Below are 20,512 nucleotides of genomic sequence, written 5' to 3' on the forward strand. Positions count from 1 at the left end.
TTCTGGTGTGCGGCGTGGCCGCAGTGCTGGGCATCGCGGCCTGTTCGCCATCCCAGACGTCCTCACCAGGGTCGAGCACCACCCCTACGTCGGTGTCCGCCGAGAGAAGCGCGGCCTTCCAGCAGGTGCTCGACGACCTCCGCTCATCCGGCGACTTCCCGGGCGTCATCGCTCGCGTCATCTCGCCGGCAGGCATCTGGACGGGAACGGCCGGCACCGCGGTCGAGGGCCAGGACCGGCCGATCACCGCAGCGGATCACACCCGCATCGGGTCGCTCACCAAGACGATGACCGCGACCATCCTGCTCCAGCTCGTCCAAGACGGACGCGTCTCGCTGGATGATCAGATCAGCGAGTACGTCCCCGAAGCACCCAACGGGAGTGCGACCGTTCGTCAGGTCGCGGACATGACCAGCGGCATCCCGTCGTACACCCTGTCCGACACCTTCACACAGAGGTTTTTCACCGATCCCGGATATGACTGGCCGCCAAGCGAACTCGTCGACGCCGCGAAGTCGTTGCCGCCCGCCTTCGCACCCGGGGCGGGTTGGCAGTATTCGAACACGAACTACGTGCTGCTGGGGCTCCTCATCGAAAGGGTTCTGCGACAACCCATTCGCGACGCCTTCGACGAACGGATCTTCCGACCGCTGGGCATGGCAGATTCGTCGTGGCCGGGCGGGTCCGTCGAGATCCCGGACCCGCATGTCGACGGCGTGACCAGCCAGGGGCAGGCGGCCGGCCAGACGGTCGACTCCACGAACTGGAACCCGTCCTTCGCCTTCACCGCCGGCGCGGTGATCTCGACCCTCGACGATCTGCAGCGCTGGGGTGACGCCCTGTTCACCGGTCGGGGCGTGCTCGATCCCGCAACGCAACAACTGCGGCGCGATTCGATCCTGACGTCTCCCCCGCCGAACACCGCCACCGCCGGCTACGGCATCGGAATCGGCAACCGGGACGGCTGGTGGGGCCACGACGGCGATTTCCCCGGCTTCAACTCATCGCTGTTCCACAACTACGATTCCGACACGACGATCATCATCCTGGTCAACAGTGACGACGACATCACCGTCGACGGGAAGCAGGAGTCGCCGGTGTCGGCGATCCTCGCCGGCCTGATCTCCGCCCTGCCCTGATCCGCCGCGGCGTAGGGTCGTCGGCATGGCCAGAACCGTTGCGAAAGCCGATGCCGTCGACCGGGAAGCGCTGCTGGAGTTCATCCGGCCACGCCACAAGATGATCCTCAGCACCGTCCGATCCAGCGGCGGGCCACAGCTGTCCCCGGTCACGGGCGGAGTCGACGGCGAGGGCCGGATCGTGATCTCCACCTACCCCGGCCGAGCGAAGGCCGCGAACCTCCGCAATACCCCCGTGGCGAGCGTCGTCGTACTGTCCGACGAGTTCAACGGCGCCTGGGTCCAGGTCGACGGAGACGCCGAGGTCCTCGACATGCCGGACGCCGAGGACGCCCTCGTCGACTACTTCCGCAGCATCTCCGGCGAGCACCCCGACTGGGACCAGTACCGCGCAGCGATGCGCCTGCAGGGCAAGTCGCTGATCCGTATCACCCCGACCCACTGGGGTCCGATCGCCACCGGCGGCTTCCCCGCCGACGTCGCCGCGAAGTTGGACGCGCAGGACGGCTGACCTAGGTAGTCGCCTCAGATGACACATATTTGTGTTATCTCAGTCATGCGTACACACTGTGACGTATGGCACTCGATGCTCAGCTGACGTTCGCCGATCACATGGCGCGGTTCTGTGCGCGCCGATACAGCTATCCGCCGATGGTCGGACGCGTCCTCGGCTTTCTCGCGGTGTGCGATTCGCCCGCCCCCACGATCGCCGAATTGAGCGACGCCCTGCTGGCGAGTCGGTCGGCGATCACCAATGCCGTCACGACTTTGGAGTCCGTGGGCCAGGTGAAACGGTCACGCGCAACCGGTGAGCGGATGGACCGCATCTCGATCGACATCACCTCGGCACGCGGCCTCGGGATGGACAACGCCGAGTACGAGGAGCTGGGAGCGCTCGCACGCGAAGGACTCGAAGTCCTCCGCGACGCCCCCGCGGAACGTCGAGCGGTCCTGAGTGAGATCGCGGCGTTCACCGAATTCCTCACCAACCGGATCCCCGCCCTGTACGCCGAGTGGCAGAAGGAACGCGAGGTGTTGATCGCGGCCGGCGAGATCCCGGCCTCCCCGTCGGAAGGCCTACGATCATGAGCCTCAGCGAGATGACCGGCGCCGAGATGGTCGTCCGCGGACTCACGAAGAGCTATGGCGATCACCGGGTTCTGAACGGGATCGATCTGACCGTCCCGGCCGGTTCGGTGACCGCCCTGCTGGGACCCAATGGTTCGGGCAAGACGACGACGGTGAGCATCGCCTCGACACTGTTCCCCGCGGACTCCGGGAGTGTGACCATCGACGGCCACGACGCGGTGACCGATGCCCGGGCAGTGCGATCGATCATTGGCGTCACCGGCCAGTACGTCGCCATCGACGACCTGTTCACCGGCCGCGAGAACCTGACCCTGATGGCTGATCTCCGACACCTCGGACGTGCGGCGGGGCGTCGGCGCGCCGAGGAACTGCTCGAACAGTTCGACCTCACCGGTGCCGCAGACCGGGCGGTGTCGACCTATTCGGGCGGCATGCGACGCCGCCTCGACCTCGCGATGACCCTCGTCTCCACCCCGCGCGTCATCTTCCTCGACGAGCCGACGACCGGGCTCGACCCACGCAGCCGAAGGGTGTTGTGGGACATCATCACCGGCCTCGCCGGGGATGGGGTCACGATCTTCCTCACCACCCAGTATCTGGAGGAGGCCGACCAGCTCGCCGACCGCATCGCCGTGCTCGATCACGGCCACATCGTCGCCGAGGGTACCGCCGCCGAGCTGAAGAAGCGGGTTCACGATTCCGAGGTGCGGCTGGCTTTCGACGACGACGATGCCTTCGACTCGGCCCGGCGACTTCTCCCGTCCGCCCGGCCCGTCCTCGAGTCGCGGCGGCTCGACATCGCCACCGACGACACGGTTTCCACCATCCGCACCACACTCAATCTGTTCGACGCCGCAGGCGTCGAGGTTGCCGACGTCCACGTCCACACCCCCACCCTCGACGACGTCTTCTTCGCCCTGACCGGATCCCCGGCCGAGGACTCCACCGAGACCGATGCCGACACATCTGGAGCCGCGTGATGAGCACCCTCACCTACGCCGTGTCCGACTCCCGGGTCATGTTGCGCCGCAACCTCCGACGCCTCGTCAAGTACCCGTCGCTGACCATCATGCTCGTCGGCTTGCCGGTAGTGTTCCTGCTGCTGTTCGTCTTCGTCTTCGGCGGGCAGCTCGGTGCCGGGATGACCACGTCCGGCGGGGCCACCGGGCGTGCCGCCTACCTCGACTACGTCGTCCCCGGGATCATCCTGGTGACCATCGCGTCAGCCGTGCAGGGCTCGGCGATCGTCGTCGCGATGGACATGACCTCAGGAATCATCAACCGTTTCCGCACCATGGACATCGGACGGTCATCGGTCCTCGTCGGCCACGTCCTGGCCAGCCTCATCCAGGCGCTGTTCAGCATCGCGATTGTTCTCGCGGTGGCGATCGCCCTCGGCTTCCGCCCCACCGTCGACCCGCTCGGATGGCTCGGCGCACTGGGCATCACCGTGTTGTTCTCGATCGCCCTGATCTGGCTCGCGATCTACCTGGCCCTCGCCGCGGACACCGTCGAGACCGCCAGCAACTCGCCGATGTTCCTGACGATCATGCCGTTCCTCAGCACCGGTTTCGTTCCCGCCGACTCGTTGCCCGTCGGGGTCAAACAGTTCGCGGAGTACCAACCGTTCACCCCGGTGACCGAGGTTCTCCGCGGAGCCCTCACCGCTGCAACGGTGTCCACTGGCAGTGTGATCGCCGCGATCGCCTGGAGTCTGGGGATCGGCGCGGTGTCGTACGGACTCGCCCTGCGCACCTACGAACGCCGGGCCATCACCTCGTGACCGAGGACCGGAGCGGAACCCGTTGAGCGACAAGGTCGACTTCAAGAAGACACTCGACTCCTACCAGGCCGGACGGGCGAGTTCCTCATCCTCGAGGTCCCGCCCATGCGGTACCTGATGATCGACGGCAAGGGCGATCCCAACGACTCCCCGAACTTCACTGCCGCGATCGAAACCCTGTACCCGGTCGCCTACAAGCTCAAGTTCGCGAGCAGCCGCGGACTCGCACGCGACTACGTTGTCCCGCCCCTCGAGGGCCAGTGGTGGGCTGAGGACATGACCGTGTTCACCGGCGCCCGCGACAAGACGCAATGGAACTGGACACTGATGGTCATGGTCCCAGAGTGGTTGCCCGACGACATGATTGCCGCGGTGATCGAGACCGTCGGCGCGAAGAAGCCACCGCCCCGGCTCGACGACCTCCGCACCGCAACGCTCGACGAGGGACTCTGTGTCCAGACCCTGCATCTCGGTTCCTTCGACGATGAGGCACCCGTTCTCGCGCGGATGCACGACGAGTTCATCCCGGACCACGACCTAAGGATGACCGGGCGACACCACGAGATCTACTTCAGCGACTTCCGCAAGACCCCGCCGGAGAAACTCCGCACGATCCTGCGCCAACCCGTCGAGAGGACTCAGCGGTAGGGATCGGTGATCTCACGCAAACGGATCAACGACTTCTCCAGAGCCGCGAAGTCGTCTGCGCCCAGATGATCACGCCATTCCTGTTCGATGGCCTCGACCTCCCGCGCCGCGATCTCACACAGTTCGACGCCACGGTCGCTGAGGGTCACCAGTCGGGCCCGACGGTCCGACGGATCGGGAACACGGACCAGATATCCCGCGGCCTCGAGCTGATCGACGATGCCACCGGCGGTCTGCTTGGTGACACCCGCCTGCTCGGCGAGGTCGGTCAGCCGCATCGGCTCGGGTGCGAGCCGTTGCACCACGCGACTCTGCGCGAGAGTGATGTCGTCGGCCCCGACGGCGGCGAGCCGTGCCATGACCCGCCGTTCGATGGACCGGTGGGCCACGAACATCAGGACGCCGAGGGCGGGTCGTTCGTCGGTCATACCGTTGACTTTAGTACGGACTCCTGACTAATATTGTCAGGCATCCTGACCAATTCGGAACGGGAGCCCGCGATGGACAGTGACACTCTGTGGAACCACATCGATGAGCAGCGGATCGACCTGGCCGCGCTGATCGATTCCCTCTCCGACGAACAGCTCGCCACCCCGTCACTGTGCACAGGCTGGACGATCCGGGACGTCGCGGTGCATCTCACCCAGTCCCACGCGGACGCCCGCCAGGTGATCCCCGCGGCCATCCGGTACGGCTTCCGTTTCAACACGATGATCCGTGAGATGGCTGTCCGTGATCCGACGACGCCGCCCGAGGCGGCAGAGAAACTCCGCGCGATGGTCGGGTCACGGCGCCACCCGTTCGCCACCAACGAGCGGGCGCCCCTTCTCGACTCCCTCCTGCACGGCCAGGACATCGCCGTGCCACTCGGTATCGACCGTCCGATGCCGGTCGATGCCGCAGCGGCCGCGGCGCAGGAGATCTGGGACGTCGCCTTCCCGTTCTTCGCGCGGCGCCGAAACCGCGGCCTCCGGTTCGAGGCCACCGACGTCGACTTCGCGGCCGGGTCGGGTCAGGTCATCGAAGCACCGATCCGCGACATCCTGATGTGCTTCAGCGGGCGTGTGCCGGCGAGTTCGCTTCAACCGTCCGACGGCTCGGATTCGGGTTCACGCGCAGGCTGACTCCAGCTGGCCAGAATCGAGATCGCCTGGCGGGACGCCGATCCTGGCTCGGTGGTGTAGAGGTAGAGCGTCTGCTCGTTGTCGCCGGGCAGCATGAAGGTCTCGTAGTCGACGGTGACTTCGCCGACGACCGGGTGGACGAGCTGCTTGGAACCGAAGGTGCGCTGGTGGACCCGATGTTCCGACCACCACCGCCGGAACTCCGGGCTCGACACCGACAGCTCCCCCACCAGTTCGATGAGGTCGCGGTCCTCTGGTGCTCGTCCGGCCTCGAGCCGGAGTGCCTCGACTGCGTTGCGGGCCTGCACCTCCCAGTCGAGAAAGAGGTTGCGCGCGTCGTCGGAGAGCAGCATCCAGCGGGCGTAGTTCCGTTCGTGTCCGGGCATGCGCTCGAAGTCGGCGAACAATGCGCACGCCATCCGGTTTGCCGCCAGCACCTCGGTCCGGCGGCCGAGGACCAGCGCGGGGTGCGCGTCGAGTGAATCGAGCAGCTGGCGCAGTCCCGGTCGCACCCGCTGTACCGCAGAGCGCGAGCGTGCGGCGGTGCGCGGAGTTCGAGTCGCCGAAACCAGGTCGTGCAGATGGGTGCGGCCTACGTCGTCGAGTCCGAGGGCACGCCCGATCGCGTCGATGACCTGCGTCGACGGGACAATGCGCCGGCCCTGCTCCAGGCGCGTGTAGTAGTCGGTGGACACTCCGGCCAGCACTGCCACCTCTTCGCGCCGCAGTCCCTTGACGCGGCGAACCCGCCCGTCGTCGGGGAGGCCGGCCTCCTGTGGGTCGCGCGCGGCCCGAGCACGGCGGAGGAAGTCCGCGAGTTCTCGATTCAGATCGGCCATGCCCACCATCATGCGCGCCCGGTGCGGACCGTGCCTGGGTCTGTCGGTCCCAGGTTGCCGGGTCCTGGGTTCGAGGTGGTCAGTTATGGCGTCCCACAGCGCCTTTCGGAACGCGATTCTGGTGTCACCGGTTCGACAGAAGAACCGCGATACAGCTGATCGAGTAGGCGACGAGCTTGCGAGGAGCCGTATCGAAATCAGCCCTACCCACAGGAGGTAATCATGAACTACCCCACCGACCGTCCGGCCACCTGGTTCGTCACCGGCGCCTCGCGCGGCCTCGGCCTGGAGCTGGTCACACAACTGCTGCAGCGCGGTGACAACGTCGCCGCCACCACCCGCTCGAAGGATCGACTGATCGAGGCCCTCCCCGGTGTCGACACGAGTCGCCTTCTCCCTCTGCAGGTGTCGCTCGCAGACGAAACCGAGGTCACGGCTGCCGTCACGGCCACGCAGGATCGCTTCGGCGGCATCGACGTGGTCGTCAACAACGCGGGCTACGGCTTCCTCGCCGCAATCGAGGAGGTCACCGACGCCGAGGCCCGCGACATGTTCGACGTCCAGATCTTCGGGGTCTGGAACGTGTTGCGGGCAGCGCTCCCCCAGATGCGGGCACGCCGCAGTGGCCACATCATCAACGTGTCGTCGATCCTCGGCCTGACCACGTTTCCTGGCTGGGGCCTGTACAGCGCAGGCAAGTTCGCCCTGGAGGGCCTCACCGAGTCGCTGGCCGCCGAGGTCGTCGACTTCGACATCGCCGTCAACCTGATCGAACCCGGTTACCTGCGGACCGACTTCCTGCGTCCCACCTCGCTGGGTCTGCCCGAGTCCACGGTCGACGCCTACCCCGCCATCCGTGAGATGACCCGGGCGCACCTGGCCATGCCCGGTACCCAGCTCGGCGACCCGGTCCGCGCCGCGGCGGCCATCATCACCGTCGCCGTGCAGGGCGACGCGCCGCTGCATCAGCTCCTGGGTTCGGACTCGCTCGAGTTCGCCGACGCCCGGCTGAACACCCTCCGGGCAGAGTTCGACGCCGCGAAAGAACTCGCGGTGACCTCGGATCACCAGGGCTGAGTCCATGCGACCTCATTTCGGTGATGCGACTTCGATCGCGGTCGCATCACCGAAATGACGCCTGCCGGTGGGCAGGCTGGTGCCGCTCAGCCAGCAGGCGACCATCCCAGCGCAGGGCCGAGTCGGCCGGCGAGGTCGCCGACGATCTGCAGGTAGTCCGGCTCGTCGAACGAGAACGGCAGAGCGATGGCCACTTCGGTGGCCCGCTGGAAGCCGGCGTGGTCCCAGAGCCGCTCGGCGAGCTCGTCGGACGGTCCCACGTAGTCAGGTGCGAACAGCATTCCGCGCGGCCCCTGCGGCGTGAGGGTGCGCTCGAATCTTGCTGCGGCGTAGTCCTCGTACTTGCGGATCTGTTCCGGGGTCGCCGAATCGGTGGGGATGACGACGAGGCCCTGCGACACCCGGGCACGGGCGGGATCGACGTGGTGCGCCCGGTAAGCGTCGATGTTCTCGGCCTGGATCGTTGCGAAGTCCCGGGAGTCGGTGCCCTCGATCGTGACCACCGACGACGTCAGGTAGTTGATGCCCTGCTCGCCGGCCCAGATCGCCGACGACCTGCCGCCGCCGTACCACACCCGGTCGGCAAGGCCCGGTGAATGCGGTTGCACCCTACGAGAGAACTGTTCGATACCGACGGTGCCCTCGAAGTCACTGACCGGTTCGCCACGCAGATTGTCGAGGAGACGGATGACGCGATCCTTGGAGAAGTTCTCCATGCCGTGGGTTTCCGGGTAGAGCGAGGTCTTGAAGTCGTCGTAGCGCATCGGGACACCTACGGAGACGCCGGGATTGAGCCGTCCGTCGCTGAGGAGGTCGACGGTCGCGAGATCTTCGGCCAACCGCAACGGATTCTCCAGACCCAGTGGGATGACGGCGGTACCCAGTTCGATGCGGCTGGTCCGCATCGACGCAGCCGCCAGCACCGCGACCGGTGACGAGATCCCGTACTGGAGGTGCCGATTGCGCAACCACACACTGTCGAACCCGAGTTCCTCGGCGAGTTCGATCATCCGCAGGGTCTCGAGATGACCTGCCCGTGGGTCGTTCTCGTCAAACCGGCCGATCGTCAGAAAACCGAGTTTCTGCAGTGGTTCACCGCGCTGTGGCATGGACAGATTGTGTCATCGGCGAAACCGAACGCCACGCCTGGAATCATCGCGCGCGGAAGTTGAAGCAGGTCGGCACCGCATGCGTCGCGTCTATAGTCGGGTGGACACGGACTCGACCGAATGGATCACCATGTCGACAACAGTCGCCGAACGGATCGTCGAAGAGCTCGAACGTTCCGGAGTGCAGCGTGTGTACGGGCTTCCGGGCGATTCCCTCAATGGGCTCACCGACGCTCTGCGCACCACCGAGGCCATCACCTGGCAGCACGTCCGGCACGAGGAAGCCGCTGCTTTCGCTGCCTCCGCCGAGGCTGCCCTCGCCGGCGAGCTCGCGGTCTGCGTGGGCAGTTGCGGTCCCGGCAATCTCCACCTGATCAACGGGCTTTTCGACGCCCATCGCAGCCGCGTCCCGGTGCTCGCGATCGCGGCCCACATCCCCGGACTCGAGATCGGCAGCGGTTACTTCCAGGAGACCCACCCCGAACAGCTATTCCGTGAATGCAGTGCCTTCTGCGAGATGGTGAGCACCCCCGACCAGATGCCGCGACTGCTCGACGTGGCGTTGCGGACCGCGGTGGAGCGACGCGACGTGGCAGTGCTCGTAATCCCCGGCGAGCTGTTCCTCAAACCGTGCCCCAAACGCCGTGCGGGAGCCCCGATCCGGCACGTGCCGCGCGTCGTGCGGCCCACCGATGCCGACCTGGCCCGCACCGCGGACACGCTCAACGCTGCCCAGCGCGTCACCATCCTTGCCGGTGCCGGCGTGCAGGGCGCCCACAATGAGGTCGTCGGGCTGGCCCGCGCGCTACAGGCCCCGATCGTGCATGCGTTGCGGGGCAAGGAATTCATCGAGTACGACAACCCGTACGACGTGGGAATGACCGGGCTGCTGGGCTTTTCGTCGGGCTATCGCGCGATCGAGAAGTGCGACACCCTGCTGATGCTGGGCACCGACTTCCCGTATCAGCAGTTCTACCCGTCCAAGGCGACCATCATCCAGGTCGACATCCGCGGCGAACAGATCGGACGTCGCTGCCCGGTCGACGTACCGCTGGTCGGCGACGTCGGCGACACCGTGCGCGCGCTGCTCCCGCTGATCTCGACCGGCCGCGACCCAGAACACCTGACGACGTCGCTCGCCCACTACACCAAGGCACGTCGGCGTCTGGACGAACTGGCCGACAACGACCGTAACCGGGCACCCATCCACCCCCAGTACCTCACCCGGCTGATCAGCGAGAAAGCCAGTGCAGACGCCGTGTTCATCCCCGACGTCGGCTCTCCGGTCGTGTGGGCGGCGCGGTATCTGGTGATGAACGGCGCCCGCCGCTTGATCGGTTCGTTCACCCATGGGTCGATGGCGAATGCGGTCTCGCAGGCCATCGGCGCGCAAACCGCCTTTCCGGGGCGCCAAATCATCGCACTCGCCGGCGACGGCGGACTCGCGATGCTTCTGGGCGAGCTTCTGACCATCACCCAGAACAAACTGCCGGTGAAGATCGTCGTCTACAACAACTCCTCGCTGAACTTCGTCGAGGTGGAGATGAAGGCGGCCGGGTTCGTCAACTACGGGACAGATCTGGAGAACCCCGATTTCGCGAAACTCGCCGAGGCCGTCGGAATCCGTGGACGCAAGGTCGAGCAGCCCGACGATCTCGCCGGTGCCATCGACGAGTTCCTGGCTCACGACGGCCCGGCGCTGCTCGACGTGACGACGGCCCGACAGGAATTGTCGATCCCGCCGACCATCACCGCCGCGCAGGCCAAGGGATTCACCCTCTACGCCCTGCGCACTGTGTTGTCCGGCCGCGGCGACGAGCTGGTCGATCTCGCCGAGACCAACGTGTTCCGGCGGCTGTTCGACTGACGGCCACCGGTTCTCAGTTCCGGTAGGCGGCATCGAGTAGCGCCGAGGCCACGACAAGTTCGGCAGGAGTGGCATCGCGCAGGTCGATGACCTGCCGCAGTTGTGGGCGTGGTGCATCGACGGACAACGGTTCGGGTTGTCCGTGTACTTCGTCACGAATGACGGTGAGGACTTCGTTGAACCATCGGGCTATGTCGGGTCGTCGGTTGATGCGTTCGGGGTTGGGTGGCGCCCCTGGTTCGGCGTTCAACTGCCAGGCACATCTGCCTTCGTCGGACCCGTCGGCGATCATCCTGGTCGAGTATTGACCGGGCTGGTCACCGACCATGTGGTGGTGGCGGGTGCAGGCGGGAGTGAGGTTGTCGATGTCGGTGAATCCGCCATCTCCCCAATCGGTGTGGGCGTGATGCATTTCCACGTGTGTGGTGGGTATGTCGCAGTCCGGGCTGGAGCACATCTCGCCGTCAGGTCGGGCGAACGAGACGAGCCGCTGTTCCATGGTGGCGAGTCGTTTGCCGCGTCCGAAGTACAGCGGGACCGCCGTGGCGTCTTTGAAGACCGCCAACCAGGGCTGCACGTCGGCGCCGATGGCGATGAGGTCTGCGATGGGGACGAGGGTGCCGTCGGCGCTGGTGGCGAACCCGGTTTCGCGGATGAGGTCGTCGAGCTCGGCTTTGGCGATCAGCTGGACCGGCAGGCCTCGGTGGGTCTTGCCGAGCATTCCGTCGTCGAACACCGCTTCCAGCAGTGCGTTCAGGGCGTCGTGATTGCGCTGGGCGGGGGTGCGGTGGTCGCGGTCGGCTGCTGCCGCGATCACCTCGGGGTCGGCGTCCTCGATCGATCCGCTCGGCGATTCGGGATCGGTGGGGTTGTTCATGCCGGGCCGGGCCCAGACGGCCAGGAAGGTCATGATCCGCGCCCGCGCGAGAGGTGTGAGGTTGGCCATGAGTTTGGAGGTCCCGTCCGCGCGTTGCCGGTTCACCTGCAGGTTGCGGCGGCGTGCGCGGTCGTCGTGGTCGGTGAGGGTGCCGTCGGGATCGAGATGGGCCAGCAGGCGGGCACCGACCTGACCGATCTCGGCAACTGTGAGGGTGGCGGCGTATTCGGCCAGGGTCTGTTCGGCGGCGGCCCGCACGTCGTGTGGGATGGCATGCGGAATCTGGTCCATCACGTCCATCACCGCATGAACATGGGCAGACCCCACCCGGCCGTCGGCCATTTCCCGGGCGAGCGTGGGGAGTTCGGGTTCGAGTGGTTGTCCGGTGGTGAGGTCGGCGTAGGTGGCGGTGGCTTTCACCTCGACATGGCGCCTACCGGGGAAGGTGATCCGCAGGCGGTGTTGCATGTACTGGATGATGCTGCGATGACCGGTCTTTCGGGCCAGGTTGCGGTTCTCGGCCTCGACGATCTGCTGGTTGCCGGCGTAGGTGAGGCGGGCGATCAGACGCTCGTTCTCGGCGGCCACCTGGGCGATCTCGGCATCTGACAATCGAGAGAGGTCAGTATTCTGCAACCGGTTGGTGAGGGCGTGCATCTGCTCGATGATCGCGACCGCGTCTGAGGGTGCCGAGCCTTCGGCGTCGACGGTTGCAGTAGCGGCCACGATGATCACCCCCGAGATTCCGTGGATCGAATATGTGTTCGATCGTACACGCGGATCTGGCGTCGCACCTGGGAACTCCACAGGGTCGCTTCACCGATCGCATGCACATCAACGCGTTTGGGACGCGATCGCCAATCCCTCCAGCGCTTCCTCCAGATGACTCGACCACTCCCCTTCGGTGACCTGATGCACCGCCGACTCCCCGGCGAACGCACTCGAGATCACCACATCGGGGTCGACGTGCGCCAACAGATGCAGACTCTCCGCGAGAGTCGACGCATCACTGAACGGTAGGTAGCCGGCTGTCCATCCCCCGGACGCGTTGACGTACAACGTGTCCCCGGTGAACAGATACCGCAGCCCGTCGTCACCGGGTACCAAGTAGCAGGTGCTGCCGGGCGTGTGCCCCGGCGTCGGGATCACCTCGACCCCGTTGTCGTCGACGTACCGTTCGGCGATCGCGATGTCCACACGTGCGAACCGACCGATCCGCTCGATCTCGGGTGCCGGCGCGTGCAGCGTCGCCCCGAACCGGTCTTCTATCCGGCCGAGAATCGGGCCGGCCTCATCCTGATGGGACAGGTACTGGTCGTCGACGCCGCCCAGCTTCTCCAGATCGTCGAACTCGGCGTCCGATGCCATCGAGTAGAACAGCACGTTGCGGTCGGACGTCCACAGATAGCCATGGGTGGTGAGGCCGGGGAACGGGTTGTCGGTGGAAGTCTCCCAGAGGTCGGGCAGCACCTGGCGCATCAGATCTCCTCATCGAGCGGTGATGATTACGTCCCCACCGTGCAACTTCAAGTGAACTTCAGGTCAAGGGGCGGGACGTGCGAAGCGTGACGCCGGAGTGATACACATGATTCAATCCGTCTCAAACGGTTGGGGGTTCCCGTGTCCGCAGTGCTGCCGAGTCGTTCGAGCGACGACGTTCCCGGCTTCCCGAGTGCGGTCACCTACGACGCTGCGATGTCGAACCGGAAGCTTCGCCGTGCGCGCGCCCTCGTCCGCAGGGTCACCGGCAAGGACCTCTACCCCGAGCCCGAACACCTGCGCACCTTCGCCGAGGACATGTTCCGCACCGATCCGGTGGCCGAACGGTTCGTCGACGAGGTCTACGGCACGCTCGGCCCCGAGGCCGCGCGCGCACTGCTGGACAAGGCCCTGACCGACGGACTCGACAGCGTCGAGAACCCTCCGCCCGCGCTCGTCGAGCTGTTCGAGGAGTTCGAGACGGTTCCCGACTGGGTCGACCCGCAGCTTATCGCCGAGGGCGAGGCGATCTGGCGCCGATGGGGCACCGGCCTGTTCAGTGTCGCCGGCGGGATAACGCTCGAGATGTACACCGAGGCCGCGGTCGCCAAACCGCTGTCGCTGGCAGGCGGGTACGCAGGCGACAACGCGCTGCGACGCTTCCTGGAGACGGCCCGGTTCTGGATCGACGTCTCCCAGCCCGGCGCGCTGCTGACCCCGGGATCAGCCGGCCGGGCCACGGCGATGCGTGTCCGCGTGATGCACGTGTGGGTTCGACGTACGGTCGCGAAGCACCCCGAGTGGGACGTCGAACGGTGGGGTGAGCCGATCAGCCAGTCCTATCAGCTGCTCACCCTGCTCGGCGGCAGCGTCGTGCCGGCGTCGGCGCTGTGGCTGACCGGGGTCCAGACCACGCCCAGGGAGATCCGGGTGCTGCTGCACTATCAGCGCTACCTCGGGCACCTCCTCGGCGTGCGAACCCAGTGGTTCCCGGAGACCATCGCCGACTCACTGCGACTCCTGGCCTTCGTCAACACCACCCGCAGCTACGACGCGGGCGCCGACGGCGCCGAACTCATCGAGTCGTTCCCGGCCGCGTTCGCCAACGAGAACGCGACCGGCCTCGAGCGGATCCGCGGGAGGTACAACGCCATGATGTACGCCGCCTACTCGACGATCTACATGATGCCGACGACACGCTTTCGCTATGACATGCCCAACCCGGTCCCGGGGCTCTCGCTGATCCTGCTGCGGTTGCCGGCCGTGACACTCGTCGAGACGCTGCGTCGGATCTCCCCGACGTTCCGTCGTCTGCACGAGAAGGCGATGTGCCGACACCGGGAGAACTGGCACGACTGGCAGTCCTCGGGACGTCCTGCGGAGTTCGCGCACGGCAAGGGGCTGCGACGCTGACGCCCACCCGACAGGGTCGAGTACGTGACAGGACACCCACCGCGGTTTTGCCAGCGGAACCCGCGCGATTAGCGTTGTCGAAATGACCCAACCCCCGATCACGGAACCGACGGCAGCCGGCGAGGCGCCCGACCTCGAGACGCGCGTCGGTCACTACTACGTCCTCGACGGCTCCTACGAGGTCGGACGCGAGAAGGTCCGCGAATACGCCCGCGCGGTGCAGGACTACCACCCCGCGCACTGGGAGCCCGAAGCCGCTGTCGCACTCGGGTATTCGGGACTCGTCGCGCCGCTGACGTTCACGTCCATCCCGGCGATGGCGGCGAACCGCGAGCTGTTCGAGTCCGTGATCGTCGGCTACGACACCTACGTGCAGACCGAGCAGGTCTTCGAGCAGCACCGGCCCATCGTGGCCGGCGACGAGCTCGTCACCGACGTCGAACTGTCCGGCGTCCGCAAGGTCGCGGGCCGTGAACTGATCACGGTGACCAACACCATGACCGACGCCGCGGGCGAGAAGGTGCACACGATGCACACCACCGTCGTGGGCGTGACCGCCGAAGAGGTCGATCCGGGCCTCAGCGCCGCGGTGCGCAGGGTGATGATGCACGACGTCAACATCTTCAGCCACGAGGACACCCACCACCTGTACGAGAAGACCGTCCGGCCCGAGGGCGAGATCCGGGTCGCGGACGGCTCGACGCGCCCGTCCGGAGCCCGGTCCTTCGACGAGCTGTCGGTCGGCGACGAACTGCCGATCCACACCGCGCGAATCTCCCGCGGTGACCTCGTCAACTACGGCGGTGTCGCCGGCGACGCCAACCCCATCCATTGGGACGAGGCGGTGGCCAAGCTCGCCGGTCTGCCCGACGTCATCGCACACGGAATGTTCACCATGGGCCTCGGCGCGGCCTTCGTCGCCTCGTGGTCCGGCGATCCCGGCGCTGTCACCCGCTATTCGGTCCGCCTGTCGCAGACGGTTCCCGTGTCGGCCGTCGACGGTGGCGAGATCGAGTTCAGCGGACGCATCAAGTCTCTGGACCCGGAGACCCGGACCGGCGTGGTCATCATCGTCGCGAAATCGGGCGGCCGGAAGGTGTTCGGTCTCGCGACCATGAACATCCGCTTCGCCTGACGGCGATTCTGTCGGGGCGTGGCCCGCTGACAGCAGGAGAGCTACTATCTGCATATGAATGCAGATAAGCATTCACCGATCGCCCGTCCTCCTATTGCCGAGGATCAGGTGCGATTGGTGGTCGAGGTGTTCCGGATGCTTGCCGACCCGACCCGCATTCAGCTGCTGTGGGCGCTGACCGACACCGAGATGTCGGTCAGCGAACTCGCCGAGGCGGTCGGCAAGCCCGGCCCCTCCGTGTCGCAACATCTCGCCAAGCTCCGCATGGCGCGGCTCGTCCGCACCCGCCGCGCCGGCACGACGATCTTCTACAGCCTCGAGAACGAGCACGTCCAGCGGCTCGTCACCGACGCGGTGTTCAACGCGGAGCACGCCGGGCCGGGCATACCGCCACACCATCGCGACGATCCAGCACTCCGCGCCGTCGAACCGGGAACCGGACGGGAGGCCTGAGCGATGACGCATCTGCCCCGCGATCCGCACGCGCATCACCAGCACCACGGGCACGATCATTCGCATCACCAGCACCGCCACGGGTTCGCCGGAGTGGTCGCCGAGATATTCGCGCCTCACTCCCACGACGCCGCAGACAGTCTCGACTCCGCTCTGGAATCGTCGCGCGCGGGTATCCGTGCTGTGAAGATCAGTCTGGTGGTCCTGGGCGTCACCGCGGTGGCGCAGGCCGGGATCGTCGCCGCATCGGGCTCGATAGCGCTGGCCGCCGACACGATCCACAACTTCTCGGATGCTCTGACCGCGGTACCGCTCTGGATCGCGTTCGCGATGGCGACCCGGTCGGCCACTCGCCGCTACACCTACGGATTCGGACGAGCCGAGGACCTGGCCGGCCTGTTCGTCGTCGCGATGATCGCGCTGTCGGCCGTCATCGCCGGCTACGAGGCCGTGGGACGACTCATCGATCCCCGCCCCATCGACCACCTCGGATGGGTCGCACTGGCCGGGCTCGTCGGTTTCATCGGCAACGAGTGGGTGGCGCTCTACCGCATTCGCATCGGCCGTCGAATAGGTTCAGCGGCACTCGTCGCCGACGGACTCCACGCGCGCACAGACGGTTTCACGTCGCTGGCCGTGCTACTCAGCGCAGGCGGCGTGGCAGCGGGAATCCCACTCGCTGACCCGATCATCGGCCTGGTGATCACCGTCGCCATCCTCGCGGTGCTGCGTACGACAGCGCGCGACGTCTTTCGCCGGCTCCTCGACGGTGTGGACCCGGCCCTCGTCGAGACCGCGGAGACGACCCTTGCCGAACGTCCGGGAGTGCTCGCGGTACGGAGCATCCGCATGCGTTGGATCGGCCACCGCCTCCATGCCGACGCCGAGCTCGACGTCGACCCGAACCTACGGCTCACCGAGGCGCACAGCATCGCGCACGACGCCGAACACGAGCTGACGCATGCTGTTCCGAAGCTCGCCAGTGCGCTGATCCACGCCTATCCCGCGCATGAGGATCGTCGCCGTGACGAACACTCGGTCAGTACTCACCCTTGATGACGAAGTACGAACCGCGGATGGTGCCGGCGAGTTTCGACTTCTGCCGCGCGAACTTGAACTTCGACTCGAGTTCCTCGGGCACGTCCATGCCGTCGGACAGCTTGAAGCCGACGGCGCGTTTGCCTGCCGGATCGATGCTGTACATGACATTGACCGCGAGCCCCGACTCGTAGAACACGTACGACATGTGGAGGCCGTCGACCTCGAAGTCGCTGACCTCGAGTGGGCGCGAGCCGATCGCGATGTCGCGTTCCTCGGCGAGGATGCGGGTGACCCGCTCGAGAACCTCCGGCGCAGCGTCGGCTGGTACGACAGTGAAGTCGTGTGCGTACTTCGTTTTGTAGTACCGGGATTCGTTGGCTCTCAGGCCGGCGAGGGCGTCCGTCACCGGTGAGGACTCGAGGCCCTGTGTGGAGACGTGCTTGAAATCGACGACGTGTCCCATGCCTACTCCCGCTTCGCTGTCGCACACCTGGTGGCCACAACACTAGAGCCCCCGACGGTGTCGGGGGCTCTAGTGCCTGCGGGCTGCAGAAGGATCACTCCAGGATGAATACCGGGATCTCTCGGTCGGTCTTGGTCTGGTACTCCGCGTAAGGCGGGAAGGCCGCCACCGCGAGCTCCCACCAGTGGGCACGCTCGTCGCCGCTGATCTCACGCGCGGTGAGTTCCTTGACCTCGGTTCCGTCCTGCACGGTCACCTGCGGGTTGGCCTTGACGTTGAAGTACCAGGCCGGATGCTCGGGAGCACCGCCCTTGGACGCGACCATCGCGTACTTGCCGTTCTCCTCCACCCGCATCAGCGGGACGTACCGCTTCTTGCCGGACTTCGCGCCGGTGGTGGTGAACAGGACGATCGGGCGGTCCATGACCTGGACACCCTCGGTGGTGCCCTGCTCGAGGATTTTCTGGGTCTGCTCGCGGACCCAGCCTTCAGGACTCAATTCTGCGTTGGCACTCATGGGGGCGATAACACCCCGCCTGACTTCTTTATTCCGGGACGTCCTCGGGCCGACGGTACAAACCGTCGACGAACACACCGGCCAGCCGCTGGTTGTAGTCGAGTTCTCTTCCGGGCACGCGCTGGCACAGCAGCGCGATCGCGTGCAGTACTTCGGCAGCGCCGACGTCTGCACGTAGCTCGTCCGAGCCGGCCGCCAGCAGCGCGGCAACTGCCGGTTCGAGGCGATTCGCGAAGTGATCCGCCAGTGCATCGAACGCCGGATCTGGAGAGTGCAGCGCCGAGGCGAGACCCCGCTTGGTGCCGACGAACTCGGTGTACCGCCGGACCCAGGTCCTCAGCGCCTCGGCCGGTTGATGAGAACTCCGTAGCTCCTCGGCCAGTTCCACGCAGGCGTCGATCTCCTTCTCGAGTACGGCGGCCACCAGATCCGAACGCTTCGGAAAGTGGCGATAGAGAGTGCCCACGCCGACTCCGGCGAGGTCGGTGATCTCCTTGGCCGGCGCGTCCACCCCAACCTTCGCGAAGACGGTTTTCGCGGCATCGATCAGCGCGACGACGTTGCGTTGCGCATCCGCCCGCTTCGGACGCGGTCGGGATCCGCCCTCGGCCACCTCGGCCGTGTCGGCGTCGTTGAAGTCCACGCCCCCACTCTTTCACGAACAGACTTTCCGGAAAAGCATTCCGGAAACCCTTGTGTACCGGAACGCCGTTCCGTATATTAGCGGAATAGCATTCCGCTTAGGGGTCACGGCCGTCGGCCGACTCCGAACCCACCCCTCAGGGAGAACCTCATGCACTACCGCCCACTCGGCCGAACCGGGATCAAGGTCAGCCCCTACGCGCTCGGCACACTGCTACTCGGCGCGTCGATGGGAAACCCCGACCACGACGAATCGGTCCGCCTCATCAACACCGCCCTGGACGCCGGCATCAACTTCGTCGACACCGCAGACGCCTACTCCCTACCGCCGCACGGTGCGTCGGAGGTCGTCGTCGGCAAAGCACTCCGTGGTCGCCGCGAAAATGTGGTGCTGGCAACGAAATTCAGCCGCCCGATGGGCGACGACCCAAACCGTCGGGGCGCTTCACGTCGATGGATCGTGACCGCGGTGGAAGAGTCCCTGCGTCGCCTACAGACCGACTACATCGACCTGTATCAGGTCCACCTCCCCGACCCCGACACCGATCCGGAGGAAACCCTCTCCGCCCTCACCGATCTGATGAGCAGCGGCAAGATCCGCGCCATCGGTTCCTCCAACACCCCGGTCTCGGACATCGTCGATCAGCAGTGGATCGCCGACCGACACAGCCTGCGCCGGTTCCGCACCGAGCAGGCACCGTATTCACTTCTCAACCGGGGCATCGAAACCGAAGTACTGCCGACTGCGCAACGTTTCGGCATGGGAGTCATCGCCTGGGGCCCACTCGGCCAGGGGATGCTCACCGGCCGGGTCCGCCGGGGACAAGCGAACGACCTGGTCCGCTCCGGCATGATCAAGGCCCTCGACGACGAGAACCGGCTCGACGCGGTCGAGGAACTCGCCGCGCTGGCTGCCGAGTCGGGTATCCCCATGACCCACATGGCGATGTCGTTCGCCATCACACATCCCGGAATCACCAGCGCCCTGATCGGGCCGCGCACGATCCCGCAGCTTGAAGACCTTCTCAAAGGGCTCGAGGTCGCGCTGCCCGACGATGTCCTCGACCGCATCGACGAGATCGTCCCACCCGGAACGGATATCGGCAGGCTCGACCAGACCTATCTGCCCCCTGCTCTCCTCGACCCAGCCCTGAGACGTCGTCCTGTTCACGCCCTGCCGCCTGACCCGAACCGATGATGCGGCCCGGTGTCGTCACCCGCCAGATGTCAGACCATGCCGCTACCGTGGGTGACGCCGGACCCCGCACGAGCGACAGAGACGCCGATGACCGCAGCACACGATCCAGATGCCGAGACGACGAGCACCGTTGCCATCTCGACACCGGTCGGGCGGCTACTGATCACCGGAGACGACGCCTCGATCGTCCGCGTCGCCTGGAGCAACGAGGACGCACAGTCCGATCTCTCGTCCGCGAAACCGGTTGTCGCAGAAGCGGTACGTCAGCTCCACGCCTACTTCGACGGTTCGTTGACGACGTTCGACCTCCCGATCGAACTGTCCGGGGTGTCCGCATCGGCCCGCGCGGTCCTGACCGCCCTGCACCGCGACGTCCCGTCCGGCACAACCGTCACCTACGGGCAACTCGCGACGATGAGTGGCACCGGCATCCCCGCGCGCAGCGTCGGCTCGATCATGGGCATCAACCCGACTCCCCTGCTGATCCCCTGCCACCGCGTCGTCGCAGGTGACGGCCTGGGCGGATTCTCCGGCGGCCTCCCCGGTGAAGGTCTGGCGACCAAACGGTGGCTCCTCGAGTTCGAAGGTGCGCTCCCGCCGACGTTGTTCTGATCCGGAC

Annotated in this window: 22 protein-coding genes and 1 pseudogene; 15 read left to right on the forward strand and 8 right to left on the reverse strand. The window is 66.2% G+C overall.

Features of this window, described 5'->3' with window-relative positions; translation table 11 throughout:
* The first annotated feature begins 92 nt into the window (after positions 1–92).
* The 6 genes and pseudogenes from GONAM_RS01710 (at position 93) to GONAM_RS01735 (ending at position 4,659) form a co-directional block, all read left to right on the forward strand.
* On the forward strand, positions 93–1,139 hold the full coding sequence (locus GONAM_RS01710) for a serine hydrolase domain-containing protein (protein ID WP_006865047.1): 1,047 nt from the start codon (positions 93–95) through the stop codon (positions 1,137–1,139).
* Between the two features lie 25 nt (positions 1,140–1,164).
* Positions 1,165–1,650 carry a PPOX class F420-dependent oxidoreductase gene (locus GONAM_RS01715; RefSeq protein ID WP_006865048.1) on the forward strand — a complete coding sequence of 162 codons (486 nt, stop codon included), beginning with the start codon at positions 1,165–1,167 and terminating at the stop codon, positions 1,648–1,650.
* Positions 1,651–1,715: 65 nt separating this feature from the next.
* Positions 1,716–2,228, forward strand: coding sequence for a GbsR/MarR family transcriptional regulator (locus GONAM_RS01720; protein ID WP_006865049.1), 513 nt, complete (start codon positions 1,716–1,718; stop codon positions 2,226–2,228).
* Positions 2,225–3,208, forward strand: a complete 984-nt coding sequence (locus tag GONAM_RS01725; protein ID WP_006865050.1) for an ATP-binding cassette domain-containing protein — start codon at positions 2,225–2,227, stop codon at positions 3,206–3,208. The genes GONAM_RS01720 and GONAM_RS01725 overlap by 4 nt, the downstream gene beginning before the upstream one ends.
* Positions 3,208–4,011 carry an ABC transporter permease gene (locus GONAM_RS01730; protein WP_006865051.1) on the forward strand — a complete coding sequence of 268 codons (804 nt, stop codon included), beginning with the start codon at positions 3,208–3,210 and terminating at the stop codon, positions 4,009–4,011. The genes GONAM_RS01725 and GONAM_RS01730 overlap by 1 nt, the downstream gene beginning before the upstream one ends.
* A 22-nt stretch (positions 4,012–4,033) precedes the next feature.
* Positions 4,034–4,659 (forward strand): annotated as a pseudogene (locus GONAM_RS01735) (GyrI-like domain-containing protein).
* Here GONAM_RS01735 and GONAM_RS01740 read toward each other — a convergent pair.
* The gene (locus GONAM_RS01740; RefSeq protein ID WP_006865053.1) at positions 4,650–5,087 is read right to left on the reverse strand and encodes a MarR family winged helix-turn-helix transcriptional regulator; all 438 of its coding nucleotides are present in this window, start codon (positions 5,085–5,087) and stop codon (positions 4,650–4,652) included. The pseudogene GONAM_RS01735 and the gene GONAM_RS01740 overlap by 10 nt on opposite strands.
* Before the next feature lie 72 nt (positions 5,088–5,159).
* On the opposite strand from GONAM_RS01740, the gene GONAM_RS01745 reads away from it, so the two are divergent.
* Complete coding sequence (locus GONAM_RS01745) at positions 5,160–5,783, forward strand: maleylpyruvate isomerase family mycothiol-dependent enzyme (RefSeq protein WP_040534952.1); 624 nt, start codon at positions 5,160–5,162, stop codon at positions 5,781–5,783.
* Here GONAM_RS01745 and GONAM_RS01750 read toward each other — a convergent pair.
* Positions 5,741–6,622 carry a helix-turn-helix transcriptional regulator gene (locus GONAM_RS01750; protein WP_006865055.1) on the reverse strand — a complete coding sequence of 294 codons (882 nt, stop codon included), beginning with the start codon at positions 6,620–6,622 and terminating at the stop codon, positions 5,741–5,743. The two genes, GONAM_RS01745 and GONAM_RS01750, sit on opposite strands and share 43 nt — an antisense overlap.
* Positions 6,623–6,844: 222 nt before the next feature.
* Between GONAM_RS01750 and GONAM_RS01755 the strand changes: the two genes are divergently transcribed.
* A complete protein-coding gene (locus GONAM_RS01755) occupies positions 6,845–7,699 on the forward strand; it encodes an SDR family NAD(P)-dependent oxidoreductase (protein WP_006865056.1) in 855 nt (284 codons plus the stop codon).
* An 86-nt stretch (positions 7,700–7,785) separates the two neighbouring features.
* Here the strand turns inward: GONAM_RS01755 and GONAM_RS01760 are convergent, their stop codons facing one another.
* A complete protein-coding gene (locus GONAM_RS01760; protein WP_006865057.1) occupies positions 7,786–8,808 on the reverse strand; it encodes an LLM class flavin-dependent oxidoreductase in 1,023 nt (340 codons plus the stop codon).
* Positions 8,809–8,938: 130 nt separating this feature from the next.
* Between GONAM_RS01760 and poxB the strand changes: the two genes are divergently transcribed.
* Complete coding sequence (gene poxB / locus GONAM_RS01765; protein ID WP_040535068.1) at positions 8,939–10,675, forward strand: ubiquinone-dependent pyruvate dehydrogenase; 1,737 nt, start codon at positions 8,939–8,941, stop codon at positions 10,673–10,675.
* A gap of 13 nt (positions 10,676–10,688) precedes the next feature.
* Here poxB and GONAM_RS01770 read toward each other — a convergent pair whose 3' ends face one another.
* A complete protein-coding gene (locus GONAM_RS01770; protein WP_006865059.1) occupies positions 10,689–12,287 on the reverse strand; it encodes an HNH endonuclease signature motif containing protein in 1,599 nt (532 codons plus the stop codon).
* A 99-nt stretch (positions 12,288–12,386) separates the two neighbouring features.
* On the reverse strand, positions 12,387–13,031 hold the full coding sequence (locus GONAM_RS01775; RefSeq protein ID WP_006865060.1) for an MBL fold metallo-hydrolase: 645 nt from the start codon (positions 13,029–13,031) through the stop codon (positions 12,387–12,389).
* A gap of 141 nt (positions 13,032–13,172) precedes the next feature.
* Between GONAM_RS01775 and GONAM_RS01780 the strand changes: the two genes are divergently transcribed.
* The 4 genes from GONAM_RS01780 to GONAM_RS01795 all read left to right on the forward strand — a co-directional run bounded on the left by GONAM_RS01780 (position 13,173) and on the right by GONAM_RS01795 (position 17,088).
* Positions 13,173–14,444: an oxygenase MpaB family protein gene (locus GONAM_RS01780; protein WP_006865061.1), complete on the forward strand. Its 1,272-nt coding sequence runs from the start codon at positions 13,173–13,175 to the stop codon at positions 14,442–14,444.
* Positions 14,445–14,526: 82 nt separating this feature from the next.
* A complete protein-coding gene (locus tag GONAM_RS01785; protein ID WP_006865062.1) occupies positions 14,527–15,579 on the forward strand; it encodes a fused (3R)-hydroxyacyl-ACP dehydratase subunits HadA/HadB in 1,053 nt (350 codons plus the stop codon).
* A gap of 54 nt (positions 15,580–15,633) precedes the next feature.
* Positions 15,634–16,032, forward strand: coding sequence for an ArsR/SmtB family transcription factor (locus GONAM_RS01790; RefSeq protein ID WP_051992439.1), 399 nt, complete (start codon positions 15,634–15,636; stop codon positions 16,030–16,032).
* A gap of 3 nt (positions 16,033–16,035) precedes the next feature.
* A complete protein-coding gene (locus tag GONAM_RS01795) occupies positions 16,036–17,088 on the forward strand; it encodes a cation diffusion facilitator family transporter (RefSeq protein ID WP_006865064.1) in 1,053 nt (350 codons plus the stop codon).
* On the opposite strand, the gene GONAM_RS01800 is transcribed toward GONAM_RS01795, so the two are convergent.
* The 3 genes from GONAM_RS01800 to GONAM_RS01810 form a co-directional block, all read right to left on the reverse strand.
* Positions 17,072–17,536, reverse strand: coding sequence for a DUF8821 family protein (locus tag GONAM_RS01800; protein WP_006865065.1), 465 nt, complete (start codon positions 17,534–17,536; stop codon positions 17,072–17,074). The genes GONAM_RS01795 and GONAM_RS01800 overlap by 17 nt on opposite strands.
* 94 nt (positions 17,537–17,630) lie before the next feature.
* Positions 17,631–18,053, reverse strand: a complete 423-nt coding sequence (locus GONAM_RS01805; RefSeq protein WP_006865066.1) for a nitroreductase family deazaflavin-dependent oxidoreductase — start codon at positions 18,051–18,053, stop codon at positions 17,631–17,633.
* A 28-nt stretch (positions 18,054–18,081) separates the two neighbouring features.
* Positions 18,082–18,696: a TetR/AcrR family transcriptional regulator gene (locus GONAM_RS01810; RefSeq protein WP_006865067.1), complete on the reverse strand. Its 615-nt coding sequence runs from the start codon at positions 18,694–18,696 to the stop codon at positions 18,082–18,084.
* Positions 18,697–18,846: 150 nt separating this feature from the next.
* Between GONAM_RS01810 and GONAM_RS01815 the strand changes: the two genes are divergently transcribed.
* Complete coding sequence (locus GONAM_RS01815) at positions 18,847–19,893, forward strand: aldo/keto reductase (protein WP_006865068.1); 1,047 nt, start codon at positions 18,847–18,849, stop codon at positions 19,891–19,893.
* Positions 19,894–19,980: 87 nt separating this feature from the next.
* A complete protein-coding gene (locus GONAM_RS01820) occupies positions 19,981–20,505 on the forward strand; it encodes a methylated-DNA--[protein]-cysteine S-methyltransferase (protein ID WP_006865069.1) in 525 nt (174 codons plus the stop codon).
* Positions 20,506–20,512: the final 7 nt, after the last annotated feature.

Source organism: Gordonia namibiensis NBRC 108229, assembly GCF_000298235.1.
GTDB classification, from domain to species: Bacteria; Actinomycetota; Actinomycetes; order Mycobacteriales; family Mycobacteriaceae; genus Gordonia; species Gordonia namibiensis.

Coding starts and splice junctions, on each gene's coding strand:
- GONAM_RS01715 (WP_006865048.1), top strand. CDS start 1,165: ATGGCCAGAACCGTTGCGAAAGCCGATGCCGTCGACCGGGAAGCGCTG.
- GONAM_RS01720 (WP_006865049.1), top strand. CDS start 1,716: ATGGCACTCGATGCTCAGCTGACGTTCGCCGATCACATGGCGCGGTTC.
- GONAM_RS01725 (WP_006865050.1), top strand. CDS start 2,225: ATGAGCCTCAGCGAGATGACCGGCGCCGAGATGGTCGTCCGCGGACTC.
- GONAM_RS01730 (WP_006865051.1), top strand. CDS start 3,208: ATGAGCACCCTCACCTACGCCGTGTCCGACTCCCGGGTCATGTTGCGC.
- GONAM_RS01740 (WP_006865053.1), bottom strand. CDS start 5,087: ATGACCGACGAACGACCCGCCCTCGGCGTCCTGATGTTCGTGGCCCAC.
- GONAM_RS01745 (WP_040534952.1), top strand. CDS start 5,160: ATGGACAGTGACACTCTGTGGAACCACATCGATGAGCAGCGGATCGAC.
- GONAM_RS01750 (WP_006865055.1), bottom strand. CDS start 6,622: ATGGCCGATCTGAATCGAGAACTCGCGGACTTCCTCCGCCGTGCTCGG.
- GONAM_RS01755 (WP_006865056.1), top strand. CDS start 6,845: ATGAACTACCCCACCGACCGTCCGGCCACCTGGTTCGTCACCGGCGCC.
- GONAM_RS01760 (WP_006865057.1), bottom strand. CDS start 8,808: ATGCCACAGCGCGGTGAACCACTGCAGAAACTCGGTTTTCTGACGATC.
- poxB (WP_040535068.1), top strand. CDS start 8,939: ATGTCGACAACAGTCGCCGAACGGATCGTCGAAGAGCTCGAACGTTCC.
- GONAM_RS01775 (WP_006865060.1), bottom strand. CDS start 13,031: ATGCGCCAGGTGCTGCCCGACCTCTGGGAGACTTCCACCGACAACCCG.
- GONAM_RS01785 (WP_006865062.1), top strand. CDS start 14,527: ATGACCCAACCCCCGATCACGGAACCGACGGCAGCCGGCGAGGCGCCC.
- GONAM_RS01790 (WP_051992439.1), top strand. CDS start 15,634: ATGAATGCAGATAAGCATTCACCGATCGCCCGTCCTCCTATTGCCGAG.
- GONAM_RS01795 (WP_006865064.1), top strand. CDS start 16,036: ATGACGCATCTGCCCCGCGATCCGCACGCGCATCACCAGCACCACGGG.
- GONAM_RS01800 (WP_006865065.1), bottom strand. CDS start 17,536: ATGGGACACGTCGTCGATTTCAAGCACGTCTCCACACAGGGCCTCGAG.
- GONAM_RS01805 (WP_006865066.1), bottom strand. CDS start 18,053: ATGAGTGCCAACGCAGAATTGAGTCCTGAAGGCTGGGTCCGCGAGCAG.
- GONAM_RS01815 (WP_006865068.1), top strand. CDS start 18,847: ATGCACTACCGCCCACTCGGCCGAACCGGGATCAAGGTCAGCCCCTAC.
- GONAM_RS01820 (WP_006865069.1), top strand. CDS start 19,981: ATGACCGCAGCACACGATCCAGATGCCGAGACGACGAGCACCGTTGCC.